The 19,150-nt window shown below is 54.2% G+C and carries 19 protein-coding genes; 10 read left to right on the top strand and 9 right to left on the bottom strand.

All coding sequences use genetic code 11. The features are described from left to right. Nucleotides 1–73: 73 nt before the first annotated feature. Complete coding sequence (locus tag KGP26_RS09355) at nt 74–610, bottom strand: DUF924 family protein (RefSeq protein WP_209524067.1); 537 nt, start codon at nt 608–610, stop codon at nt 74–76. A 118-nt stretch (nt 611–728) separates the two neighbouring features. Between KGP26_RS09355 and moeA the strand changes: the two genes are divergently transcribed. Both moeA and moeB read left to right on the top strand, forming a co-directional pair. Then, complete coding sequence (gene moeA / locus KGP26_RS09350; protein WP_223665317.1) at nt 729–1,967, top strand: molybdopterin molybdotransferase MoeA; 1,239 nt, start codon at nt 729–731, stop codon at nt 1,965–1,967. Between the two features lie 2 nt (nt 1,968–1,969). After that, nucleotides 1,970–2,779: a molybdopterin-synthase adenylyltransferase MoeB gene (moeB, locus tag KGP26_RS09345; protein WP_223665316.1), complete on the top strand. Its 810-nt coding sequence runs from the start codon at nt 1,970–1,972 to the stop codon at nt 2,777–2,779. Between the two features lie 263 nt (nt 2,780–3,042). On the opposite strand, the gene KGP26_RS09340 is transcribed toward moeB, so the two are convergent. After that, nucleotides 3,043–4,635, bottom strand: a complete 1,593-nt coding sequence (locus tag KGP26_RS09340) for an ABC-F family ATPase (protein WP_021180561.1) — start codon at nt 4,633–4,635, stop codon at nt 3,043–3,045. Between the two features lie 175 nt (nt 4,636–4,810). Then, complete coding sequence (gene cynR, locus KGP26_RS09335; protein ID WP_037375059.1) at nt 4,811–5,698, bottom strand: transcriptional regulator CynR; 888 nt, start codon at nt 5,696–5,698, stop codon at nt 4,811–4,813. A gap of 118 nt (nt 5,699–5,816) precedes the next feature. Here cynR and KGP26_RS09330 point away from each other — a divergent pair, with 118 nt between their 5' ends. Then, the gene (locus KGP26_RS09330) at nt 5,817–6,470 is read left to right on the top strand and encodes a carbonic anhydrase (protein WP_021180560.1); all 654 of its coding nucleotides are present in this window, start codon (nt 5,817–5,819) and stop codon (nt 6,468–6,470) included. Nucleotides 6,471–6,495: 25 nt separating this feature from the next. Continuing rightward, complete coding sequence (cynS, locus tag KGP26_RS09325; RefSeq protein WP_059200294.1) at nt 6,496–6,966, top strand: cyanase; 471 nt, start codon at nt 6,496–6,498, stop codon at nt 6,964–6,966. A gap of 63 nt (nt 6,967–7,029) precedes the next feature. Here the strand turns inward: cynS and KGP26_RS09320 are convergent, their stop codons facing one another. Beyond that, on the bottom strand, nt 7,030–7,374 hold the full coding sequence (locus tag KGP26_RS09320) for an antibiotic biosynthesis monooxygenase (RefSeq protein WP_223665635.1): 345 nt from the start codon (nt 7,372–7,374) through the stop codon (nt 7,030–7,032). Beyond that, entirely contained in the window at nt 7,355–8,332 is a 978-nt protein-coding gene (locus KGP26_RS09315; protein WP_223665315.1) for a cytochrome P450, read from the bottom strand. Before KGP26_RS09315 ends, KGP26_RS09320 begins: the two co-directional genes overlap by 20 nt. Nucleotides 8,333–8,411: 79 nt before the next feature. Between KGP26_RS09315 and KGP26_RS09310 the strand changes: the two genes are divergently transcribed. The 4 genes from KGP26_RS09310 to KGP26_RS09295 all read left to right on the top strand — a co-directional run bounded on the left by KGP26_RS09310 (nt 8,412) and on the right by KGP26_RS09295 (nt 12,094). Next, nucleotides 8,412–9,095: a helix-turn-helix transcriptional regulator gene (locus KGP26_RS09310; protein WP_094982937.1), complete on the top strand. Its 684-nt coding sequence runs from the start codon at nt 8,412–8,414 to the stop codon at nt 9,093–9,095. 77 nt (nt 9,096–9,172) lie between these two features. Then, a complete protein-coding gene (locus KGP26_RS09305; RefSeq protein WP_223665314.1) occupies nt 9,173–9,880 on the top strand; it encodes a glutathione S-transferase N-terminal domain-containing protein in 708 nt (235 codons plus the stop codon). A 138-nt stretch (nt 9,881–10,018) separates the two neighbouring features. Further along, entirely contained in the window at nt 10,019–11,431 is a 1,413-nt protein-coding gene (gene phoA, locus KGP26_RS09300) for an alkaline phosphatase (RefSeq protein WP_223499161.1), read from the top strand. 219 nt (nt 11,432–11,650) lie between these two features. Continuing rightward, nucleotides 11,651–12,094 carry a helix-turn-helix domain-containing protein gene (locus KGP26_RS09295; protein WP_021180553.1) on the top strand — a complete coding sequence of 148 codons (444 nt, stop codon included), beginning with the start codon at nt 11,651–11,653 and terminating at the stop codon, nt 12,092–12,094. A gap of 99 nt (nt 12,095–12,193) precedes the next feature. Here KGP26_RS09295 and KGP26_RS09290 read toward each other — a convergent pair whose 3' ends face one another. The 4 genes from KGP26_RS09290 to KGP26_RS09275 all read right to left on the bottom strand — a co-directional run bounded on the left by KGP26_RS09290 (nt 12,194) and on the right by KGP26_RS09275 (nt 17,312). Beyond that, the gene (locus KGP26_RS09290; protein ID WP_059200288.1) at nt 12,194–13,225 is read right to left on the bottom strand and encodes a fimbrial protein; all 1,032 of its coding nucleotides are present in this window, start codon (nt 13,223–13,225) and stop codon (nt 12,194–12,196) included. Continuing rightward, nucleotides 13,222–15,780: a fimbria/pilus outer membrane usher protein gene (locus tag KGP26_RS09285; protein WP_223665313.1), complete on the bottom strand. Its 2,559-nt coding sequence runs from the start codon at nt 15,778–15,780 to the stop codon at nt 13,222–13,224. Before KGP26_RS09285 ends, KGP26_RS09290 begins: the two co-directional genes overlap by 4 nt. Nucleotides 15,781–15,854: 74 nt before the next feature. Further along, entirely contained in the window at nt 15,855–16,586 is a 732-nt protein-coding gene (locus KGP26_RS09280) for a molecular chaperone (protein WP_021180550.1), read from the bottom strand. A gap of 168 nt (nt 16,587–16,754) precedes the next feature. Continuing rightward, the gene (locus KGP26_RS09275) at nt 16,755–17,312 is read right to left on the bottom strand and encodes a fimbrial protein (RefSeq protein WP_021180549.1); all 558 of its coding nucleotides are present in this window, start codon (nt 17,310–17,312) and stop codon (nt 16,755–16,757) included. A gap of 471 nt (nt 17,313–17,783) precedes the next feature. Between KGP26_RS09275 and KGP26_RS09270 the strand changes: the two genes are divergently transcribed. Together KGP26_RS09270 and KGP26_RS09265 are read left to right on the top strand one after the other, a co-directional pair. After that, nucleotides 17,784–18,500 carry an EAL domain-containing protein gene (locus KGP26_RS09270; protein ID WP_223499160.1) on the top strand — a complete coding sequence of 239 codons (717 nt, stop codon included), beginning with the start codon at nt 17,784–17,786 and terminating at the stop codon, nt 18,498–18,500. A 21-nt stretch (nt 18,501–18,521) separates the two neighbouring features. Further along, nucleotides 18,522–19,112: a LuxR family transcriptional regulator gene (locus KGP26_RS09265; protein WP_223665312.1), complete on the top strand. Its 591-nt coding sequence runs from the start codon at nt 18,522–18,524 to the stop codon at nt 19,110–19,112. The last annotated feature ends 38 nt before the right edge of the window (nt 19,113–19,150 follow it).

Here is a 19,150-nt window from a genome sequence, read left to right as displayed (position 1 = left end):
CTGGCTCATGTTTAATAAGCGTTATCCCATGCCCCTTTCCGCTATTCCCCACTTACACGCCAATGAAAAATATTCAGAAACCCGAACCCGGTTGTTGCAGAAATTCCTGCTCCTCAAACGTAGATTCCCGGCCTAATATCTCGTTACGATGGGGATAACGTCCAAAACGATCGATTATGGCTTTATGACGTAATTCAAACTCCAACTGGTCACCATTATTTAATTCGCGAAACAACTCCAACGCCTGCTGGTGGATCAAGGCGGATTCGGAATGCATAAACGGCAGATAGAGGAAGCCGCGCTGCTCAACCGTCAGGTTTTCACATAGCCCAGTGGCGATCGCTTCCTGAGCCAGCACCAGCGCCATTCCGTCACAAGCAAAGGAGCGTGGTGTGTTGCGGAACAGATTACGGCTGAACTGATCGAGCACGATGATTTCCGCCAGTCTGCCTTTGATGGTTGCACGCCAATGTGCCAGTTCCCCCTGGGACGCCGCCTGCCACAGCTGGCCAAAGCGGGTGTGCAGCAAACGGTCGAACTCATCGTCCTTCTTAAACCACATGGCTGGGTCGATCTCTTCGAACCAAAAATCCAGTACGTGCTGATGCATGGCTGTCTCCTGTTATTGATTTCAATGCGTTAACCTGGTTTCTCCACCACGGCGTTATCTGCCATAATAGCCCCACTTTGCCGAAAAATTCGCGCACGCCGATTACGGAGTTTTGTTTATGGATCACTGTCATACTTCTGACCTCATTTCTCTTGAGCAGGCACTGGAGAAAATGCTCTCCCAGATCGCGCCACTGCAACAGAGCGAATCTATCGCCTTGACCAGCGCAGCCGGGCGCATTACTGCCACCCCGGTGGTCTCCCCTATCGATGTCCCGCCCTTCGCCAACTCGGCGATGGACGGCTATGCGGTACGTCTCAGTGACCTGAACGGCAACTCTCCGTTACCGGTAGCAGGTAAAGCCTTTGCCGGGGCTCCGTTTACGGATGCCTGGCCTGCCAACACCTGCGTACGCATCATGACCGGAGCGCCAATTCCCGCCGGTGCGGATGCGGTGATCATGCAAGAACAGGCTGAAGTCACCGAGGCTGGAGTGCGTTTCAACGCCCCGGTAACCGCCGGGCAAAATATCCGTTTGGCGGGTGAAGATATCCTGCGCGGGGCGAGCGTGCTGCCCGCCGGGATCACGCTGGGGGCCGCACAGTTGCCGTTACTGGCCTCATTGGGCGTAGCCGATGTGCAGGTGATGCGTAAATTGAAGGTGGCGGTATTCTCTACCGGTGATGAATTGCAGCCGGTCGGCCAGCCGCTGCAAGCCGGACAGATCTACGACACCAATCGCTTTGCCGTACGCCTGATGCTTGAACAGCTGGGCTGTACGGTGATCGACCTGGGGATTATTCGTGATAATCAGGAAGCATTACGAGCGGCCTTTATCCAGGCGGATAGCGAGGCCGACGTGGTGATCAGCAGCGGCGGCGTTTCCGTCGGTGAATCCGATTACACCAAGCAAATGCTGGATGAACTGGGTAAAGTCAGCTTCTGGAAGCTGGCCATCAAACCGGGCAAGCCTTTTGCTTTTGGCAAACTCCAGAACGCCTGGTTCTGTGGCCTGCCTGGCAACCCGGTCTCTGCGGCTTTGACCTTCTATCAGCTGGTGCAACCGCTGCTGGCCAAACTGGCCGGTCACACCGAATGGCAACTGCCACCACGCCTGAAAGCTCGCGCCCTGACGCCACTGAAAAAGTCGCCGGGCCGCCTCGATTTCCAGCGCGGCACCTTCACCAGCAATGCCCAAGGCGAGCTGGAAGTGAGCACCACCGGCCATCAGGGCTCCCACGTTTTCAGCTCATTCAGCCAGGGTAACTGCTTTATCGTGCTGGAACGCGAACGCGGCTCGGTGGCCGCTGGTGAGACAGTGGAGATCGAACCTTTCAATGCGTTGCTAAGGAACTGAACATGCTGCCGGAATTAACCGATGCACAAGCGCTGCGCTACAACCGCCAGATCGTACTACGGGGTTTTGACTTCGACGGTCAGGAAAAGCTGCAGGCGGCGCACGTGCTGATCGTTGGGCTTGGCGGGCTGGGCTGTGCGGCGGCGCCTTATTTGGCTGCCGCTGGCGTCGGCCATCTGACGCTGGTTGATTTCGACACGGTTTCCCTCTCCAATCTCCAGCGCCAGATCTTGCACCGGGATGATCGCATTGGTATGGCGAAGGTCGAATCTGCCCGCATTGAGCTGGGCTTCATCAATCCTCATATCCGTATTGACACCCTGGACACTCAGCTGGATGACGAGCAAATGGCGGCGCAGATTGCCGCTTGCGACGTGGTGCTGGACTGTACCGATAACGTGGCGACCCGCGATCTGCTCAACCGCCTGTGCCATGCACAGCGTAAACCGCTGGTCTCAGGGGCAGCCATCCGCATGGAAGGCCAGCTCAGCGTCTTTACCTATCAGCCGGAACAACCTTGTTATCGCTGCCTGAGCAGGCTGTTTGGCGAAAATGCGCTGACCTGCGTTGAGGCGGGTGTGATGGCACCTTTAGTCGGCACTATCGGTACGCTGCAGGCGATGGAAGCCATCAAGCTGTTGGCAAACTATGGCCAGCCTTTGGTAGGGAAGTTATTGATGTTTGATGCGATGAGCATGCAGTTTCGCGAGATGAAGCTGCCTAAGGATCCACGTTGTGAGGTGTGTGGTAAAGATGCGGCCCCTCACCCTAACCCTCTCCCAAAGGGAGAGGGGACCGATCGAGCTCGTTGATTCTTCTGCGTAATACCTATCGTTCTCTACTCATCACGTTCCGCAGCAGTACGGACTAACCCAGTACTCTGGACTGCTCCCTCTCTCTGTGGGAGGGTTGGGGGAACAGATCGAGTTCGTTGATTGCCCTGGGTAAAACCTTGCCTTTCTTGTTTTTACTCCCTACTTTCCGAAGCTGCACGGGCTAATTACCTACTCCGGGCAGCTCCCTCTCCCTGTGGGAGAGGGTTGGGGTGAGGGGCGTGCGGTAAAACTCGAAGGTATTAGTTGATACCCTGACTACGCAGATAGTCTTCGTAGTTGCCGGTAAAGTCGATCACCTTGTTCGGGGTCATTTCCAGAACGCGTGTGGCCAGCGAGCTAACAAACTCACGGTCATGGGAAACGAAGATCAAGGTACCTTCATACATTTCCAACGCCATGTTCAGTGACTCGATGGATTCCATATCCATGTGGTTGGTCGGTTCATCCATGATCAGGATGTTCGGGCGCTGCATCATGATCTTGCCGAACAGCATACGGCCCTTCTCACCACCGGACAGCACTTTTACGCGCTTCTTGATATCGTCCTGGCTGAACAACAGGCGGCCAAGAATGCTGCGTACCGCCTGCTCATCGTCCTTTTCCTGCTTCCACTGGCTCATCCAGTCGAACACGCTCAGGGTTTCATCGAACTCGTATTCGTGATCCTGTGCGTAGTAACCAATTTTGGCGTTTTCGGACCATTTCACCGTGCCGTGATCCGGCTGCAGGTCACCCACCAGCGTTTTCAGCAGGGTAGATTTACCGATACCGTTGGCACCCAGGATCGCCACCTTCTCGCCCACTTCAACCATCAGGTTGAGTTTGCTGAACAGCGGGCCGTTGTCGAAGCCTTTGGCCAGCGCTTCCACTTCCAGCGCGTTACGGAACAGCTTCTTGTCCTGTTCAAAACGGATGAACGGGTTCTGACGGCTAGAGGCTTTAACCTCTTCCAGTTGGATCTTGTCAATCTGGCGGGCACGAGAGGTAGCCTGCTTGGATTTGGAGGCGTTGGCACTAAAGCGGCTAACGAAGGACTGCAACTCGTTAATCTGCGCCTTCTTCTTGGCGTTGTCAGACATCAGGCGCTCACGAGCCTGGGTAGCCGCCGTCATGTATTCGTCGTAGTTACCTGGGTAGACACGCAGTTCGCCGTAGTCCAGATCCGCCATGTGAGTACAAACCATGTTCAGGAAGTGACGGTCGTGCGAAATGATGATCATGGTGCTGTTACGTTCGTTCAGCACCTGCTCCAGCCAGCGAATGGTATCGATGTCCAGGTTGTTCGTTGGTTCGTCGAGCAGCAGGATTTCCGGATCGGAGAACAGGGCCTGAGCCAACAGGACACGCAGTTTGAAGCCGGGAGCGATCTCGCTCATCGGGCCATAATGCTGTTCTACCGGAATACCTACGCCGAGCAGTAACTCACCGGCACGTGCTTCTGCGGTGTAGCCGTCCATCTCGCCATAGGCCACTTCCAGATCGGCCACTTTATAGCCGTCTTCTTCGCTCATCTCCGCCATGGCGTAGATGCGGTCGCGCTCTTCCTTCACCGCCCACAGTTCGGTGTGGCCCATGATCACGGTGTCCAGCACGCTGAACTGTTCAAAAGCGAACTGATCCTGGCGCAGTTTACCCAGGCGCTCATTCGGATCCAGGAACACGTTACCGCCGCTCGGCGCCAGATCGCCACCGAGGATTTTCATGAACGTCGATTTACCGCAGCCGTTGGCTCCGATCAGACCATAGCGGTTACCGCCGCCAAATTTGACAGAGATGTTTTCAAACAACGGCTTACTGCCGAACTGCATAGTGATGTTGTTAGTGCTTAACACAGCGCTCGCTCTTAATTTGATTGGGAATGTGATTTGGCGCGCATTATGCCATAACGCAACACAGAGATCGTGGGAAGTTTTGGTGAAGATTTGTTCGGCGCTCGGGGTATGGAGATATTCGCCAGCTAAATATCTCGTTCAGAACGAATTAACGGATAACCAAACCAGTCACTTTTTAGCCCATTTCCTTGACCTGATCTTGCAACATCGCAATAAATGCCCGTGAAGCTGCACTGCGGTAGCCCTCTTTGCGTTGCAACACTACGGCATGGCGTTCGGGCATGGGAACCGACAGCTTGATAGGCAGCAGCAGCGGATTACTCCGCGCTATGGCCTGCGGCAGAATGGTCGCGAGCTGGCCGTGGCGCACAATCTCGACGATGGCGCTAATCGCATTCGCCTCCATGGCAACCTGAGGATGGATCGCGTGCTGCTGGCAATATTCGTCCACGTAATGACGCGTGGCGAAGTCACCGTTGAGTAGCACCAACGGCACCTCCTGTACCTCCGCTACGCTCAAGGCAACGCGGCGCTTGGCAAGCTGATGCCCCTTCCCCACCATCAATTGCAGCCGCTCCGTGAACAGCCTGGTCGCGGCTATATCCGCAGAGTGAACCGGCTCGAAGGCAATCCCCAGATCCAATTGGTCATCGCACAATAACGCCTCCATCTTATCCTGCGTCATCTCACGGATGTTGAGCGTAATACCTGGGTAGCGCCGGAAAAAGCCGTCGACCAACGGGCCAATCAGGTAGGAGGTAAAGGTCGGCGTCATCGCCAAACGCAGGTTACCGCGTTCCAACGTCGCGACATCCTGAATGGCCCGCTTGCCGGCATCCAGATCCTGTAACGCCAGCCGGGCATAGCGCATCCACGCCTGCCCCGCATCGGTGAGTTGTACCCTGCGCCCGGAACGGTCGAACAGCTCTACCTGCAGCGTCTCTTCCAACTGTTTGATCTGCTGTGACAAGGTGGGCTGAGAAACATGCAGCACCTCCGCAGCCCGGGTGAAGTTCCCCTGCTCCGCAACCGCCAGAAAGTAACGTATGTGCCGCAGTAACATAACGCCTCAACTATTAGTTATCCCTATCGAGGTGATTATAAATGAGTCTTGGAACCTATAGCTAGAAAAGTCCATTCTTGCCTCTATTGAAAGCAAGCCACACATTGATGGAGTCACCATGCAAGAGGTTATTGACGGTTTTCTGAAGTTCCAGCGCGAGGCTTTTGTCGAGCGCACAGAGCTGTTCAAACGCCTGGCCACCAGCCAGAACCCACGCACCCTGTTTATCTCATGCTCCGACAGCCGATTGGTGCCGGAGCTGATCACCCAACGTGAACCGGGCGACCTGTTCGTCATCCGCAACGCAGGCAATATCGTGCCTTCTTTCGGGCCTGAGCCCGGTGGTGTTTCGGCCTCGGTGGAATATGCCGTTGCCGCGCTGGGCGTAGAGGATATCGTGATTTGCGGCCACTCCGATTGCGGCGCCATGACCGCCATCGCCACCTGCAAATGCCTGGATCACATGCCCACCGTAGCCAACTGGCTGCGTTATGCCGATGCCGCCAAGGCGGTCAATCAGGCCAATGAACACGCCAGCGAGCACGATCGTATTAATTCGATGGTGCGAGAAAACGTCATCGCCCAACTGACCAACCTGAAAACTCACCCTTCGGTCGCGCTGGCGCTCGATCGAGGCAATCTGCGACTGCATGGCTGGATCTACGATATCGCTACCGGCTGTATTGATGCATTAGATGGCAATACCCGCCGTTTCGTACCGCTGGCGAGCAACCCAAGCGTCACCGCCAGCCCAGCTATGCAACGTTTCTAATCTACCCAAACCTCTAGGAGTTAACATGACACAATCACTACATAGCGTTTCAGCACGCCAAAGCCTGACCGACGTCATCATGGACGCTAAAGTCCGTAAGGGCCTGACCTTCGAGGCGATTAACCAAGGCACCGGCTTGAGCCTGGCGTTTGTTACTGCCGCGCTGCTCGGCCAGCATCCGTTACCGGAACAGGCCGCCCGTGCAGTAGCGGCAAAGCTGGATTTGGATGAAGATGCGGTGCGCCTGCTGCAAACCATCCCGGTGCGCGGCAGTATCCCCGGCGGTGTGCCGACAGACCCGACCATCTATCGTTTCTACGAGATGGTGCAGATCTACGGTTCAACCCTACGGGCGCTGGTGCATGAACAATTTGGTGACGGAGTGATCAGCGCGATCAACTTCAAGCTGGATATCAAAAAGGTCCAGGACCCCGATGGCGGTGAACGTGCGGTGATCACGCTGGATGGCAAATACCTGCCAACCAAGCCATTCTAATAGTTATGTTATTAAATTATTAAGTTAATATAATCCAGCACCGGAACCCCGGCGCTGGATCACTCAACCATGAAAATAGCGGCTATCCGCTGGAGCCTCTTCACGCGGTTCCAACCCATAATCCCGCACCACCTCGGCCACCCGCAGCCGGTAGTATTCCAGCACCTCATGCCTGCCACGCGCCTGGGCCCGACGGTGTTGCTCCAGGTTGCGCCACTGCTGTACCGCCGCCTCGTCACGCCAGAACGACAGCGAGAGCAACTTGTCCGGCTCGCTCAGGCTCTGAAAACGTTCGATAGAGATAAAGCCGTCAATTTCTGCCAGCAACGGTTTCAGCTCCGCCGCCAACTCTAGATAGGTTTCCCGCTGCCCAACGGCAGCACGTAGTTCAAAAATCACCGCGATCATCATCGTTCTCCTCGGCAGTATAAAATTCGGGTACGCGCGCATTTTGCGAAACACGCCAGCGAAAATGGCTTAACAGTTCTGGCTTAAGGTGGTGTTTGGATAAATGGCCGATCCCCTCCAAGGCGATCAACCGTGCCCAACGTTCTCCCGGGCAGCGATGAGCACCATAACCGAAGGCAAAACTTTCCTGCGGCGTTTTCAACTGCACCAATACGCTCTGCCCCACCGCCAGCTCTTGACCATCAAGCAACGTAGCCTGTCGCGCAAACCTGCGGGTAGTCTGGATCGGCGGAGTTTGCAGCAACACCGCCAGGATCAACTCTTCTTCTGACTGATGAGGTTGATTTGCCAGCAACAGCGTCTGGCCGATTAATCCGGCGGTGCCTTCACAAGCCTGGAACAACAGCCCGATGGCATTGGCTATCGCCAGAGCACGATCGCCAATGTGTTGGCACAGTTGTTCAAACAACGGTCCATCAGCCAGTTGCATCCGGATCTGCAACTTCCCGGCAGCCGCCGCCCCCACAGCCATCTGCTCTGCGCTGCCGCCAGGAGCAATACAGCGCACAAAGTCCAACACCTCATCCACCAAGACAGATCGATCCTGATGGGCCACGCCCAATAAGTCAGCCAGTACGCAGATCGGCAAAGCGTAGTTAAACCGGGTGAGCTGCTCTGCCGTTGTCAAACTGGCCGCTAACCGTTGAGCCACGTAAACCGTGGTCTGGCGGATCTCATCATCGGTGATAGCGGCCAGCGCCACCTCGATCGCTCCCTTTAATTCACGCTGCACGGCACCATCATTCATACGTACCAGAGAGGCGAAAATCGATTGAGCGGGCGTCCCAATTAAAGCTGCGGGCACCGGCTCATCCGTGGGGCGAACGCCGAGTTGAGGATGGGTTAAGGCTTCACGCACCGCTTGCCGCGATGCAACTGAAAAGGGGCAGGCTGTCATGGCAATTTCCTTCCGATAAGCATAGAGAGCAGCCATTGTCGGGTTAGACGAGCAGCAATACTTCGGTTATTCTCGAAGTATGAATGACAATACGCTTGAAGACCGCCTGGCCGCACTGACGGCCGCTATCGCCGATCGCACCCGAGCGCGCATGCTGTGCCTGTTGATGGATGGGCGCGCCTATACCGCAACGGAGCTGAGTGCGGCGGTGGACGTCGCGGCATCCACAGCCAGCAGCCATCTGGCACGCTTGCAGGAACAGAACCTGATCGGCTGCGTCAAACAGGGCCGCAATCGCTTTTACCGCCTGGCGGGCAAACCGGTGGCCGACATGCTGGAAAGCCTGATGGCGTTGGCCGGCGTAGAACGCCCAACGGTCAAAAGCAGCACCCCGGCCTCATTACGTTATGCACGCACCTGCTATGACCACATGGCCGGTGAGATCGCGGTCCAATTACATCATCAGTTGCTGGCGCGGGCCTGGCTAATCGGGGATAACGACTATCAGCTCAGTGAGTCTGGGCAGGCTGCCTTGACACAGTTGGGTATCGACTGCTCCCCGGCCCCGACCCGGCGGCGCTTTGCCTGCGATTGTCTGGACTGGAGCGAACGCAAGGCCCATCTCGGTGGCGCACTGGGCGCTGCCATGTTAGCAGCATTTGAAAAACGCGGATGGGTTCAGCGCCAGCTAGACAGCCGTGAGCTGCAACTGACCGCCACAGGTCGAAAAGCACTGAGCGCACATTTTGGCCTGGCGCTTTGAATACCTGGCGCGCTAGCTTTACTGCCATACTCAATGAGTTTTCCTGTTGACGATCCCGTCGCTTCCGAGGAGTTATCATGTCCGATATTACCCTGTTCCCGATCGCCAAACGTTGGCCCGCCAAACATCCTGAACGGTTACAACTCTACTCGCTGCCGACCCCTAACGGGGTGAAAGTTTCCATCATGCTCGAAGAGATCGGCCTACCCTATGAGGCCCACCTGATCGACATCGGCAAAAATGAAACCTGGACGCCGGAGTTCCTGTCGCTCAACCCTAACGGTAAAATCCCGGCGATCCTCGATCCTGCTGGCCCGGACGGTAAGCCGTTTGCGCTGTACGAGTCCGGGGCAATCCTGCTATATCTGGCAGAGAAATGCGGCAAGTTGTTACCCAAAGACCCCGCCCAACGTTATGAAACCATCCAGTGGGTATTTTTCCAGATGGCGTCCGTGGGGCCAATGTTCGGCCAACTAGGCTTCTTCCACAAATTCGCCGGGCGCGAATATGAAGACAAACGGCCGTTTGAGCGCTACCAGAAAGAGTCCAAACGGCTGCTGGGTGTGCTGGAAGAGCGGCTGCAAGGGCGTGATTGGATTATGGGGTCGGAATATACCATTGCCGACATTTCCCTACTCGGCTGGGTACGCAACCTGATCGGTTTTTATGAAGCGCGCGACGTGGTGGAGTTCGACAATTTCCCCCTTGTTGGCCAATGGCTGGAACGTGGACTGGCAAGGCCAGCCGTACAACGCGGCATTAATATTCCTGCCCGCCAAGTCTGATAACCTATTGGGATTGCCAGGAAAGGCAATCCCTTTTCCCACCTCGCTCGTCATAAAAATGTCACTTTCCTGCTCTACTCTCCGATGTAACAAAATAATGCCAACAATATTTTTGTATTACGACAAGGAGCCCTACCCATGCAACAGTCCGTTTCTCTGATCGCCGGTGCCCTATTATCCGCTCTGTTATGCTCCACCGCCCTGGCTGACAACAATCAACTCAACAACCGCGCGGCTCGTGGCGATATTACCGAACCCGGCGGTGCACGCCGTTTGGCAAGCGATCAAACCGCCGCACTGCAAGCATCGCTGTCGAATAAAACCGCTAAAAACGTGATCCTGCTGATCGGCGACGGCATGGGCGATTCGGAAATCACCGGCGCACGCAACTATGCGGAAGGCGCAGGCGGTTACTTCAAAGGGATCGATGCTTTGCCGCTAACCGGCCAATACACCCACTACTCGCTGGATAAGAAAAGCCATAAGCCGGACTATGTCACCGACTCTGCCGCCTCGGCCACCGCCTGGGCTACCGGCGTCAAGACCTACAACGGCGCGTTGGGCGTAGATGTGAACGGCAAAGATCAACCGACGATTTTGGAACTGGCCAAGGCCGCGGGTAAAGCCACCGGCAACGTCTCTACGGCGGAGCTGCAAGATGCCACACCGGCAGCACTGGTTTCGCACGTAACCTCCCGCAAGTGCTACGGCCCAGAGGAAACCAGTGAGCAATGCGCCAGCAACGCGCTGGAAAATGGCGGGCATGGTTCTATCACCGAGCAGTTGATTAAAACCCGTGCCGACGTCACGCTGGGCGGCGGAGCAAAATCCTTCGCTCAGTTGGCGAAAAGCGGTGAATGGCAGGGGAAAACGCTGAAGGCCCAGGCCGCCGCATTGGGCTACCAATGGGTGGAGGATGCCGAAAGCCTGAACGCGATTAACCTCGCCAATCAGCAAAAGCCGCTGCTGGGCCTGTTTGCGCCAGGCAATATGCCTGTACGCTGGAAGGGACCGAAAGCCTCCTACCACGGTAATCTCGATCAGCCTGCGGTGACCTGCGAGAATAACCCAGAGCGCAGCGCCAATGTGCCAACGCTGGCAGCGATGACCGAGAAAGCCATCGAGTTGCTGAAGAACAACCCGAACGGTTTCTTCCTGCAGGTCGAAGGAGCGTCCATCGACAAGCAGGATCATGATGCCAACCCATGCGGCCAATTTGGTGAAACGGTCGATCTGGATGAAGCGGTACAAAAAGCGCTGGAGTTCGCCCGCGCCGACGGTAATACCCTGGTGATCGTCACCGCCGACCACGCTCACTCCAGCCAGATTATTGCCGCCAAAGCTAAAGCACCGGGGCTGACCCAATCATTAACCACCAAAGACGGCGCGGTGATGACCATCAGCTATGGCAATTCGGAAGAAGGCTCCCAGGGTCATACCGGGACTCAGCTGCGCGTTGCCGCTTATGGCCCGCATGCCGCCAACATCGTGGGGCTGACCGATCAGACCGACCTGTTCTTCACCATGCGCGACGCCATGAACATCAAGTGATCCACACGGGCACAGCATGCTGTGCCCCTCCCTATCTCCCTATCCCGCCGCCCAATTCACTATACCCCTAGCCCTTGCGGAGCATTTTTCGCCACGTCAATTATCCAAGTTTACCCTTGCGTAACTGCCGATGCGCGCCTATTATCAAAGAATAATCTTGGATTATTAAGTCCCATTTGACGGTTACCCGAATGTCGTCGCTGCAGGAGAATTAAACCAATGGATCGCGCCAATATCATTCACGATTTGCTGAACTGGATCGAAAACCACCTGGATCAACCGCTGCTGCTGGATAACGTGGCTGCAAAATCTGGCTACTCCAAATGGCATCTGCAACGTATGTTCCGCAGTACCACTGGCCATGCGCTTGGCAGCTATATCCGCGAACGCCGTTTGTCTAAGGCCGCACAGGCATTACGCGCTACCCCCCGGCCGATTCTGGACATTGCCCTGCAGTTCCATTTTGATTCCCAGCCTTCATTTTCCCGGGCCTTTAAAAAGCAGTTTGGTGAAACGCCGGCGGTCTATCGCCGCACGCCGCAGCAAGATGAAGTGGCGCTCTCCTCAGAGCACAGCTATCGGCACAGCACACCGAGCCTGCATTCACTCTACAAACGCCAATGCGTAGACGAAGGCTGCACCAACTGGGTCGGCCAGCGTTAAAAACAAAACGGCCAACGGGTGTCTAAACCCATTGGCCTTTTCAGCACCCGCTAAACGGGCGCAGCAGCGCTCTTAAGTATTGAACTGGCTGACGTCTTATCAGTTATATTCAAGGGTAAAGGTGGCAATCGACTTGATGGTGCCGCCCTTCATTTTTGCTGCGGTCTGGTAGTAACGCGCCTTGAGCGGCAAGGTGATGGTATTGGTCTGGTTGGCAATGGTATGCCCGGCATATACCGCCGTGCCGCTAGTGATTGGCGTTGAGTTTTTGCCGGTCAGCAGTTGGACACCAACGCCGCTGGCGGCATTGCTATCCTGTACCGGCTGGAGCACACCCGGTGCATTCGAGGTATCGCGGGTATAGTCAAAACGTACGTTCACCAGCCCCTCCCCTGTACCACCAGGCAACAGTTCCGTCCCCGAACCACCTACGCAGTTGATGTTAATCGAAAAGTCCTGCTCTGCGGCAGTACTGCCCACGCCTTTGAACGCCGCAGTAGCTACCGTACTCAGGTTGATCACCTTATTTTTGGAACCGGCGTCCACCGAACAGGATGAGGTGACGATAGTGATACTATTCGCCAATACGTGAGAGATCAGGATCGGTCTGGAAGGCCCCGTCCCATCCGCATAGTAAGAAGAGTACTGCCCGGGGGCTAACGAACCGGTACCGGTATTCTGGGCAATTTTGATCACCTCAACCACAAAATACCCCTCAGCCAGATACACCCCGCCGTTGCGGTAGATCTCGTGCGGGTAATAGGCACCTTCCTGCGAGCCGATCTGGCGATAAAGCCGCAGCCCCACCCCCGGTACGTTGGTAGTCCAGATTTTGTCACTGATCGAACTCGGCCCACCTTGTAAAATGCGGCCGTACAACGTGCTATTACCGCTGCAAGAAATATTGTTATCCCGACTGATATCGAATTTGCCAGTGGCCAGGATATCGCCCACCTTGGTATCCGGCGTAATCAATACCCTGCCGACGTTCATGATGATGTCCTGCGGCCTGGTCGTGTTAACCCGGCATTGAGCATAAGCCTGTTGCCCGGCCAACATCAGTAACATAAACAGCATGGCTTGTTTAGGGCGCTGGCGCATGGCGGTGAATTTATGGATAAGGTTGATCATTTGCAGCTCGCCTCGATAATTTCGTAATCAGTGCTGTTTTGTGCTTTGGCCTGGTAGTTCACGGCACACTGTTGTGTCGGCTGAGTCCCCCATTTCACCAATAGCAGCCCCTGTAACGCTTCGGAACGCAGATAGATACGGCTGCCCTGGCCGACGATGCCGACCACCTGGTTACGGGTATCCAATACTTCGGCACCAAAAGGTAACGCCGTGTTGTTCGGGCCTAACGCATGGATAATCAGCGCCTGGCCTTTGATGGTCTTGAACTCCAGCTTGGCAATCGCACCGGCATAAGGCGCAATTTGCTGGCTACTGCTTTCCAGCTCAACATCGCGTGACATGCCGTTAGGATCCAACGTGACGTTGGTCATACGGTAGGGAGCAACATAAGGCACCACCGCATAGCCGTTGTCATCGATTCGCACCCCAGGAGAGTTGGTGACGATGGCCCCTGCTGCATCCGGCGCTTCAACCAACACCATGGTTTGGCCACGTTGAGGCGTCATGGTCACGCCGCCGCTATGGGCCACAATGCTGCCGGAAGCCCCGATGGACGACTGGCGGAAATCGCGGCCATAGCTGTAAGAACCGTTCATGGTGGCGAAACGGCTGCGGTATTCCCCATTCACACTGGTATTGGTCCCGCCGCTCTGGTCGTTAGCCAAGGTGGCGCTGTAGCTGATGTTGTTATCCTCCCCGGTGGAGCCGTTAATCCCGATGCGGCTGCTGTCGTAGCCTTGGTCGTTATAAGCCAATGCGCTGTTCAGGCTGATGTTTTGCGAGCCAATGTTGAACGGGATCGAGAAATTCAGGAAGTAACGGGTTTCATCGTGGTTATAAGTATCGCTGGTACGCATGGCGGACAAACCGTAGGTAACCCGGCCAATGAAGTTGTTGTAACCCACCTGATACTGTTTGGAGGTACCGCCACGGTTCCAGTAATCGCGCACCGAACCGGTGATATACAGCGATCCCAGATTGGCACCCAGACCCTGATTCAACGTGAGCTGATATTCACTGCGCTGGCGGTTAACCGCATCGGCACTTAAGCCCCGGCTCTCGTTATCACGGGCATACACCGCATCACGCAGTGACAGATAGCCGGAAGTCGAGTAGCGGTAGGCCGCAATGGTGAAGTTGGTGTTGGTTTCCGACATCAGCTTGCTGTAGCTGATTTTGTAGCTCTGGCCGGACATATCGCCCTGTTTCAGGCGGGTGTTGGCCTGAGTCACGTCGACGGCAAAAGCCCCCAACGGTGTTGCCACCGCACTCCCCAGCAGCACAGCGCTGTAACCGTCACTCACGGTCGCACCGGTATAGCCGGTCAGAATATTGGTAAACCCGCGCTGATAAGTCACCTGGAACATCTCGGGCAAGGTATGTAAATTATCATCGCGAACTTGGCCTGCGGTTAACGCATAGCGCTGGATCCCCGGGCGCAACATCTGCGCCACCGAAGCATAGGGAACGCTAAACTGGCGCACAGAACCATCGGCTTCATTGACCGTCACGTCCAGATCGCCGCCGTAGCCGGTAGGGAACAGATCGTTTATCACGAACTCGCCCGGCGCTACCGTGGTTTGGTAGATCAACTGGTTGTTCTGGCGAATTTCTACCAGAGCGTTGCTTTGCGCCACTCCGCGCACTACCGGCGCATAGCCGTTAAGGGAGTCCGGCAACATGCGATCGTCGGTACTCAGTTGCGCACCGCGAAAACCGATCGAATCAAAGAAGTCCCCGCTGGTAAACGCATCCCCCAATGTCAGCATACCGCGCACACCCGGAATGGCACGCTGCGCATAGGTGGCCGTGTTCTGCCAATGGGTGCTTTCCTGACTACGCCAGTTCACGTTCGAGTCATGGCGCAGTTGCCAACCGGCAATGTTCACCCCGGCGTTCATCGTCAGATAAGCGTTGGTCGAGTCCGAGTAGCCACCGGAATTGGAGCTGTGCGAATTAAAGGCGTTGAAGTTATAGGACAGAAAACCAGCGGTGATGCCGCGATCCCAGAATTTCGGATCGACATAACCCCGTGCGGTACGGCGTAACGCGACCTGCGGAACGCTGACATCCATACGCAAGGTGCTAGTATTGAGGCGGTAAGACGCTTCCGGCACCCATTCCCCCAGCGGCTTGCAGCTGCTGGTCGTCACCGCCGGATCGCTGCCCATTGCCGCAGTATCGACGCCAAACTCTTCCAGAGACAGCAGGTTAAAGCAGGTATCGGCACTGTCTTTACCCGGCACGCTCTTGAATTCGATGTTCTTTTTGCCCTTCCATTCCCCATTGACGTAAACATCCAGAGAATATTTCCCCGCCAATACCGGGTTGCCGTCACGAAAGCGCGAAAGATCCACACCCTGCGCCTGGCCAACCAGGAAATTGCTGTTGAAAGTGGCTTCGACCGGTGCAGCGGCCTGGTTGGCATCGCTTTGAGCCGCTGCCAGGGAAAATGCCGGGGTGGTCAGGCAAAGGGCACTACCGGTCAACAGCAGGATGGATCTGTAATTGAAAAGTGCCGACTTGACGGCGGCAGAGATAGGTAACTCGTTCATATCCATGCATTCCTTTACCAAATTAAGCGTCCCCACCGGCTGACTTCACCTCGCGGCATGGGGCTTTCCAGGAGTTACTTTTGCTGATTTTTGCTGCGTTGAACCCGGCCACCAAAGTCATTGATGGTGGTGTACTCAATATCAGCGATGCGTGAACTGTCACCGGAAAAGGCCAGCGTTTTTTCCTGGCCTGGGGCCAGCATGTCGCCATGCGGTGCCAGCGCGACTTTCTTGCGATTGGCAACGGCATTGATTTCGGTGAAAGAAACATAAAACGGCGTGGGATTTTTCACTTTCACACCGCCCGCCACGAAGCTCCACTGCAGTTTTTCTGGCGCGTCATTGGCTACGCCGCTCAGACCTTCCGGCCGATAGAACAATTTCACACGGGTTCTGAAGGCCACCTGCAGGAAGTTTTCTGGCGTAGTGTCGGCGGCCGTTCCGGTCGGTGCAGGGGGAATTTCCAGCACGTTCAACCAGAACAGAGATTCTTTGTCTTGCGTCAATGCCGAAGTCGTCAGCGAAACACGCAGCGCCTGGCCGCCGTTAGGCTCAATACGGCTGATGGGAGGCGAAATAATAAAGGGAGCCTTGCTGTTTTCTGGCGTCGTTTCCGCGTTGCCCTCATCGATCCAGGCCTGGATCAACGCCGGCGAGGTCCCATTATTGGACAATTGGACGGTCACTTCCCGCTGTTTGGCCGGATAAATAACGCGAGTGCCGTTAACAATAACGCTGGCAAAAGCGCTGCTGCTGAAAAGCACAGCCATCAGCAATACGCTGTATTTCTTAAACGATGTTTTCATTTTAATATCACTACTATAGAAATACAGCGGGGGAAAAGTTTCCACCCGCCAGAATAAATACCCGATGCTTTCACCCCCTGTAATTAGAGGCTATCAGGGCGAAACTATTCGCCCCGAATGCTCACAGGGAGGAAACAACATTTAACTATAAAATGGACGGGTAATAACTTATTGGTAGATGATGGTGTATTGTACGTTTGAGGTTACATCACCGGCGCCCGCAGCGGCAGTTGCGAAATATTCCGCATAGTAGTTCAGGTCTGCTGAATCACCTTCATTGGCAACGGTAACCCACTGGGAGTTGGTCTGTGCGCCGTTGTTGGTGGCAGCCAGAATTGGCAGGAACTGGTTGTTGCTACCCAGCAGCTGGATTTGCACGTTGGTTGCGGCATTGGTTTTGGTTTGGTTATTCAAACGACCCGTTTTGAAATCAACGGTTGAACCTGGTTCGAAATAGGTTGCTACCTGGCCTTTAGAACATTTGGTCAGGTTAATTGCGAATGGAGTACGGCCCGCGGTGGCGCTAACCGCATTCAGGGTAGAAGAAGATACGGTTGGCAGAGTAACAGTAAAATCTTTACCACCTGGGGTGCTGATAGTACAGGTCTGGTCGGTCACTTTACCGTTGAAAGTAATAGTACCATCGGCAGCCTGTGCTGAAAGAGAAGGAATGGCGGTGGCGCATACAGTCAGTGCTAATACAGCGGACAGCTTAGAGATTTTCATATTTTCGACTCTCGGTGAATTAATACATCCGTTAAGTACATTCAACGATGCTACTCCCTGTCAGGAATGAAGCCCGATGAATCCATTGCCCGGCGAAATATAGTCCAAGAACATTCTCATTGATAAATCGTTTAAAACATTCATAACGCCCTTCATGATAGGAAAAAACTATCGACAAATACCTATCGATCGATATTGACGATTTACCCGGTTCGTAATAATCTTAATTAGTCAAGTTTAGCGGTCAAAAAATTCGATAAAACGCCGAAAAACCAGAATATAACTCTGTTAATGCGCTTTCAGCCATCTTGAGCGCAAGCCTGTTCCCTCTGAAATTTCAATCTTTTAGGGGAATTTACCACCAGGTAAGATGATTCTTTCTTTAATAAGATTATTACCAATAAACAGCCATTTTTTTCTTTGTTTATTGTTTAAAATCATACAGATAAATTTCAATCAAAGGATTGAGGAATGCGCAGCGATTTTAACGATAAAAATAACGGCATTAATTATGTTTTTCAGCCTATGTTTGCCAAATCGGGGCAACTGCTGGCCGTTGAATGTTTATCACGCTTCTCTTTTGATAGCGAATTTGCGCATTTCTCTCCAGAACAATTCTTCCAGCAGGCCGACCGGGAAACCCGCGTTGAGATCCTGCATCAACAAATTGAATTGATAGAAAAATACCGAGACTGGTTTCAACAACACCAGATCATTGCCACCATCAATGTCGACGACCATTCGCTGCAGGCGCTGGCAAACGGTGTGTTGGCCGATAAAATCCGCGCGATGAATTACCTGCATTTCGAAATCAACGAGAACGCCAGCAGACTGGTAAAAAACCGTGTCCATAACGATCCTTCTTTGAATAATTATTCATTTTGGCTCGACGATTTTGGTTCCGGCTATGCCGGGTTTTCCGCCTTGTATAACAGCCGTTTCCGCTTCGTAAAACTCGATCGACAACTGCTGTGGGACTTTATGAAAAAGCCCGGCGGTGAAGGGTTGATGCGCGCATTGCTGCGTTTTTTTCACCTGAATCATTACCGGGTGATTATCGAAGGAGTTGAAACGCATGAACAAAAAAAATGGTTGGACGAAATGCCTTATTATGCACTGCAGGGGAAGTTGTGGCAGGAATCCAGCATCAAAGATTTAAATCAGCTGCTTGCTGCTGAATACTTTTAACTCATTATGGGTATCCCCAATATGTCTAAAAACAATGTCCTGGTGATTAGTGAGTGTAAGTACAGCTATGTCGGGCTTTCAATGCTGTTGAAAAAGCATTATGGCAAGTACGATATCAAGCTGTTTTCGGACTTTATGCACGGTGGTGCGAAGGCGGAGAAAATTATCAAGCATGATATTGCGCTGATTTTCACCTCGCAAAATCTGGAACAAAGCGTCAACGTGATCGAAAGCCTGGTGTCTGTGCATCAGCAACACATGAGCTCAACGCGTATTCTGGTGTTTTATGATGATGAACGGGTGACCAAACTGTTGGCGATCCTGGGGATCTCGGTGGAACTGGTATCGGCACGTATGCCGCTTTATTTACTAGAAGAAAAAGTGGAAAACCTGTTGGCGAGTGAAGAGTCTGGGCAATTAAAGGTGCAGAAAACCCGCGAGCTCAGCCCAGCAGAAAGCGATGTGATCTTCAACCTGTTGCGCGGCGATAGTCTGCTGAACATTGCGGCCAAGCGAGGCACCCATCCGAAAACTATTTTTTCACAGAAATACAGTGCATTGAAGAAATTGCGTCTGCGAAATATGAGCACTATTTTCGTCACCAACGGCTGACTCAGGCGAGTATAGTAAAGGGGCGAGTTCATCGATTG

The organism is Serratia sp. JSRIV002 (assembly GCF_019968725.1).
Classification (GTDB): Bacteria; Pseudomonadota; Gammaproteobacteria; order Enterobacterales; family Enterobacteriaceae; genus Chania; species Chania fonticola_B.
Note: the sequence above shows the minus strand (reverse complement) of the source record. Positions and strands in the feature narration are given on the sequence as shown.

Bases quoted from the DNA above. Each gene is read 5' to 3' on its own strand.
- KGP26_RS09355 (WP_209524067.1), bottom strand. From the start codon at position 610: ATGCATCAGCACGTACTGGATTTTTGGTTCGAAGAGATCGACCCAGCC.
- moeA (WP_223665317.1), top strand. From the start codon at position 729: ATGGATCACTGTCATACTTCTGACCTCATTTCTCTTGAGCAGGCACTG.
- moeB (WP_223665316.1), top strand. From the start codon at position 1,970: ATGCTGCCGGAATTAACCGATGCACAAGCGCTGCGCTACAACCGCCAG.
- cynR (WP_037375059.1), bottom strand. From the start codon at position 5,698: ATGTTACTGCGGCACATACGTTACTTTCTGGCGGTTGCGGAGCAGGGG.
- KGP26_RS09330 (WP_021180560.1), top strand. From the start codon at position 5,817: ATGCAAGAGGTTATTGACGGTTTTCTGAAGTTCCAGCGCGAGGCTTTT.
- cynS (WP_059200294.1), top strand. From the start codon at position 6,496: ATGACACAATCACTACATAGCGTTTCAGCACGCCAAAGCCTGACCGAC.
- KGP26_RS09320 (WP_223665635.1), bottom strand. From the start codon at position 7,374: ATGATCGCGGTGATTTTTGAACTACGTGCTGCCGTTGGGCAGCGGGAA.
- KGP26_RS09315 (WP_223665315.1), bottom strand. From the start codon at position 8,332: ATGACAGCCTGCCCCTTTTCAGTTGCATCGCGGCAAGCGGTGCGTGAA.
- KGP26_RS09310 (WP_094982937.1), top strand. From the start codon at position 8,412: ATGAATGACAATACGCTTGAAGACCGCCTGGCCGCACTGACGGCCGCT.
- KGP26_RS09305 (WP_223665314.1), top strand. From the start codon at position 9,173: ATGTCCGATATTACCCTGTTCCCGATCGCCAAACGTTGGCCCGCCAAA.
- phoA (WP_223499161.1), top strand. From the start codon at position 10,019: ATGCAACAGTCCGTTTCTCTGATCGCCGGTGCCCTATTATCCGCTCTG.
- KGP26_RS09295 (WP_021180553.1), top strand. From the start codon at position 11,651: ATGGATCGCGCCAATATCATTCACGATTTGCTGAACTGGATCGAAAAC.
- KGP26_RS09290 (WP_059200288.1), bottom strand. From the start codon at position 13,225: ATGATCAACCTTATCCATAAATTCACCGCCATGCGCCAGCGCCCTAAA.
- KGP26_RS09285 (WP_223665313.1), bottom strand. From the start codon at position 15,780: ATGAACGAGTTACCTATCTCTGCCGCCGTCAAGTCGGCACTTTTCAAT.
- KGP26_RS09280 (WP_021180550.1), bottom strand. From the start codon at position 16,586: ATGAAAACATCGTTTAAGAAATACAGCGTATTGCTGATGGCTGTGCTT.
- KGP26_RS09275 (WP_021180549.1), bottom strand. From the start codon at position 17,312: ATGAAAATCTCTAAGCTGTCCGCTGTATTAGCACTGACTGTATGCGCC.
- KGP26_RS09270 (WP_223499160.1), top strand. From the start codon at position 17,784: ATGCGCAGCGATTTTAACGATAAAAATAACGGCATTAATTATGTTTTT.
- KGP26_RS09265 (WP_223665312.1), top strand. From the start codon at position 18,522: ATGTCTAAAAACAATGTCCTGGTGATTAGTGAGTGTAAGTACAGCTAT.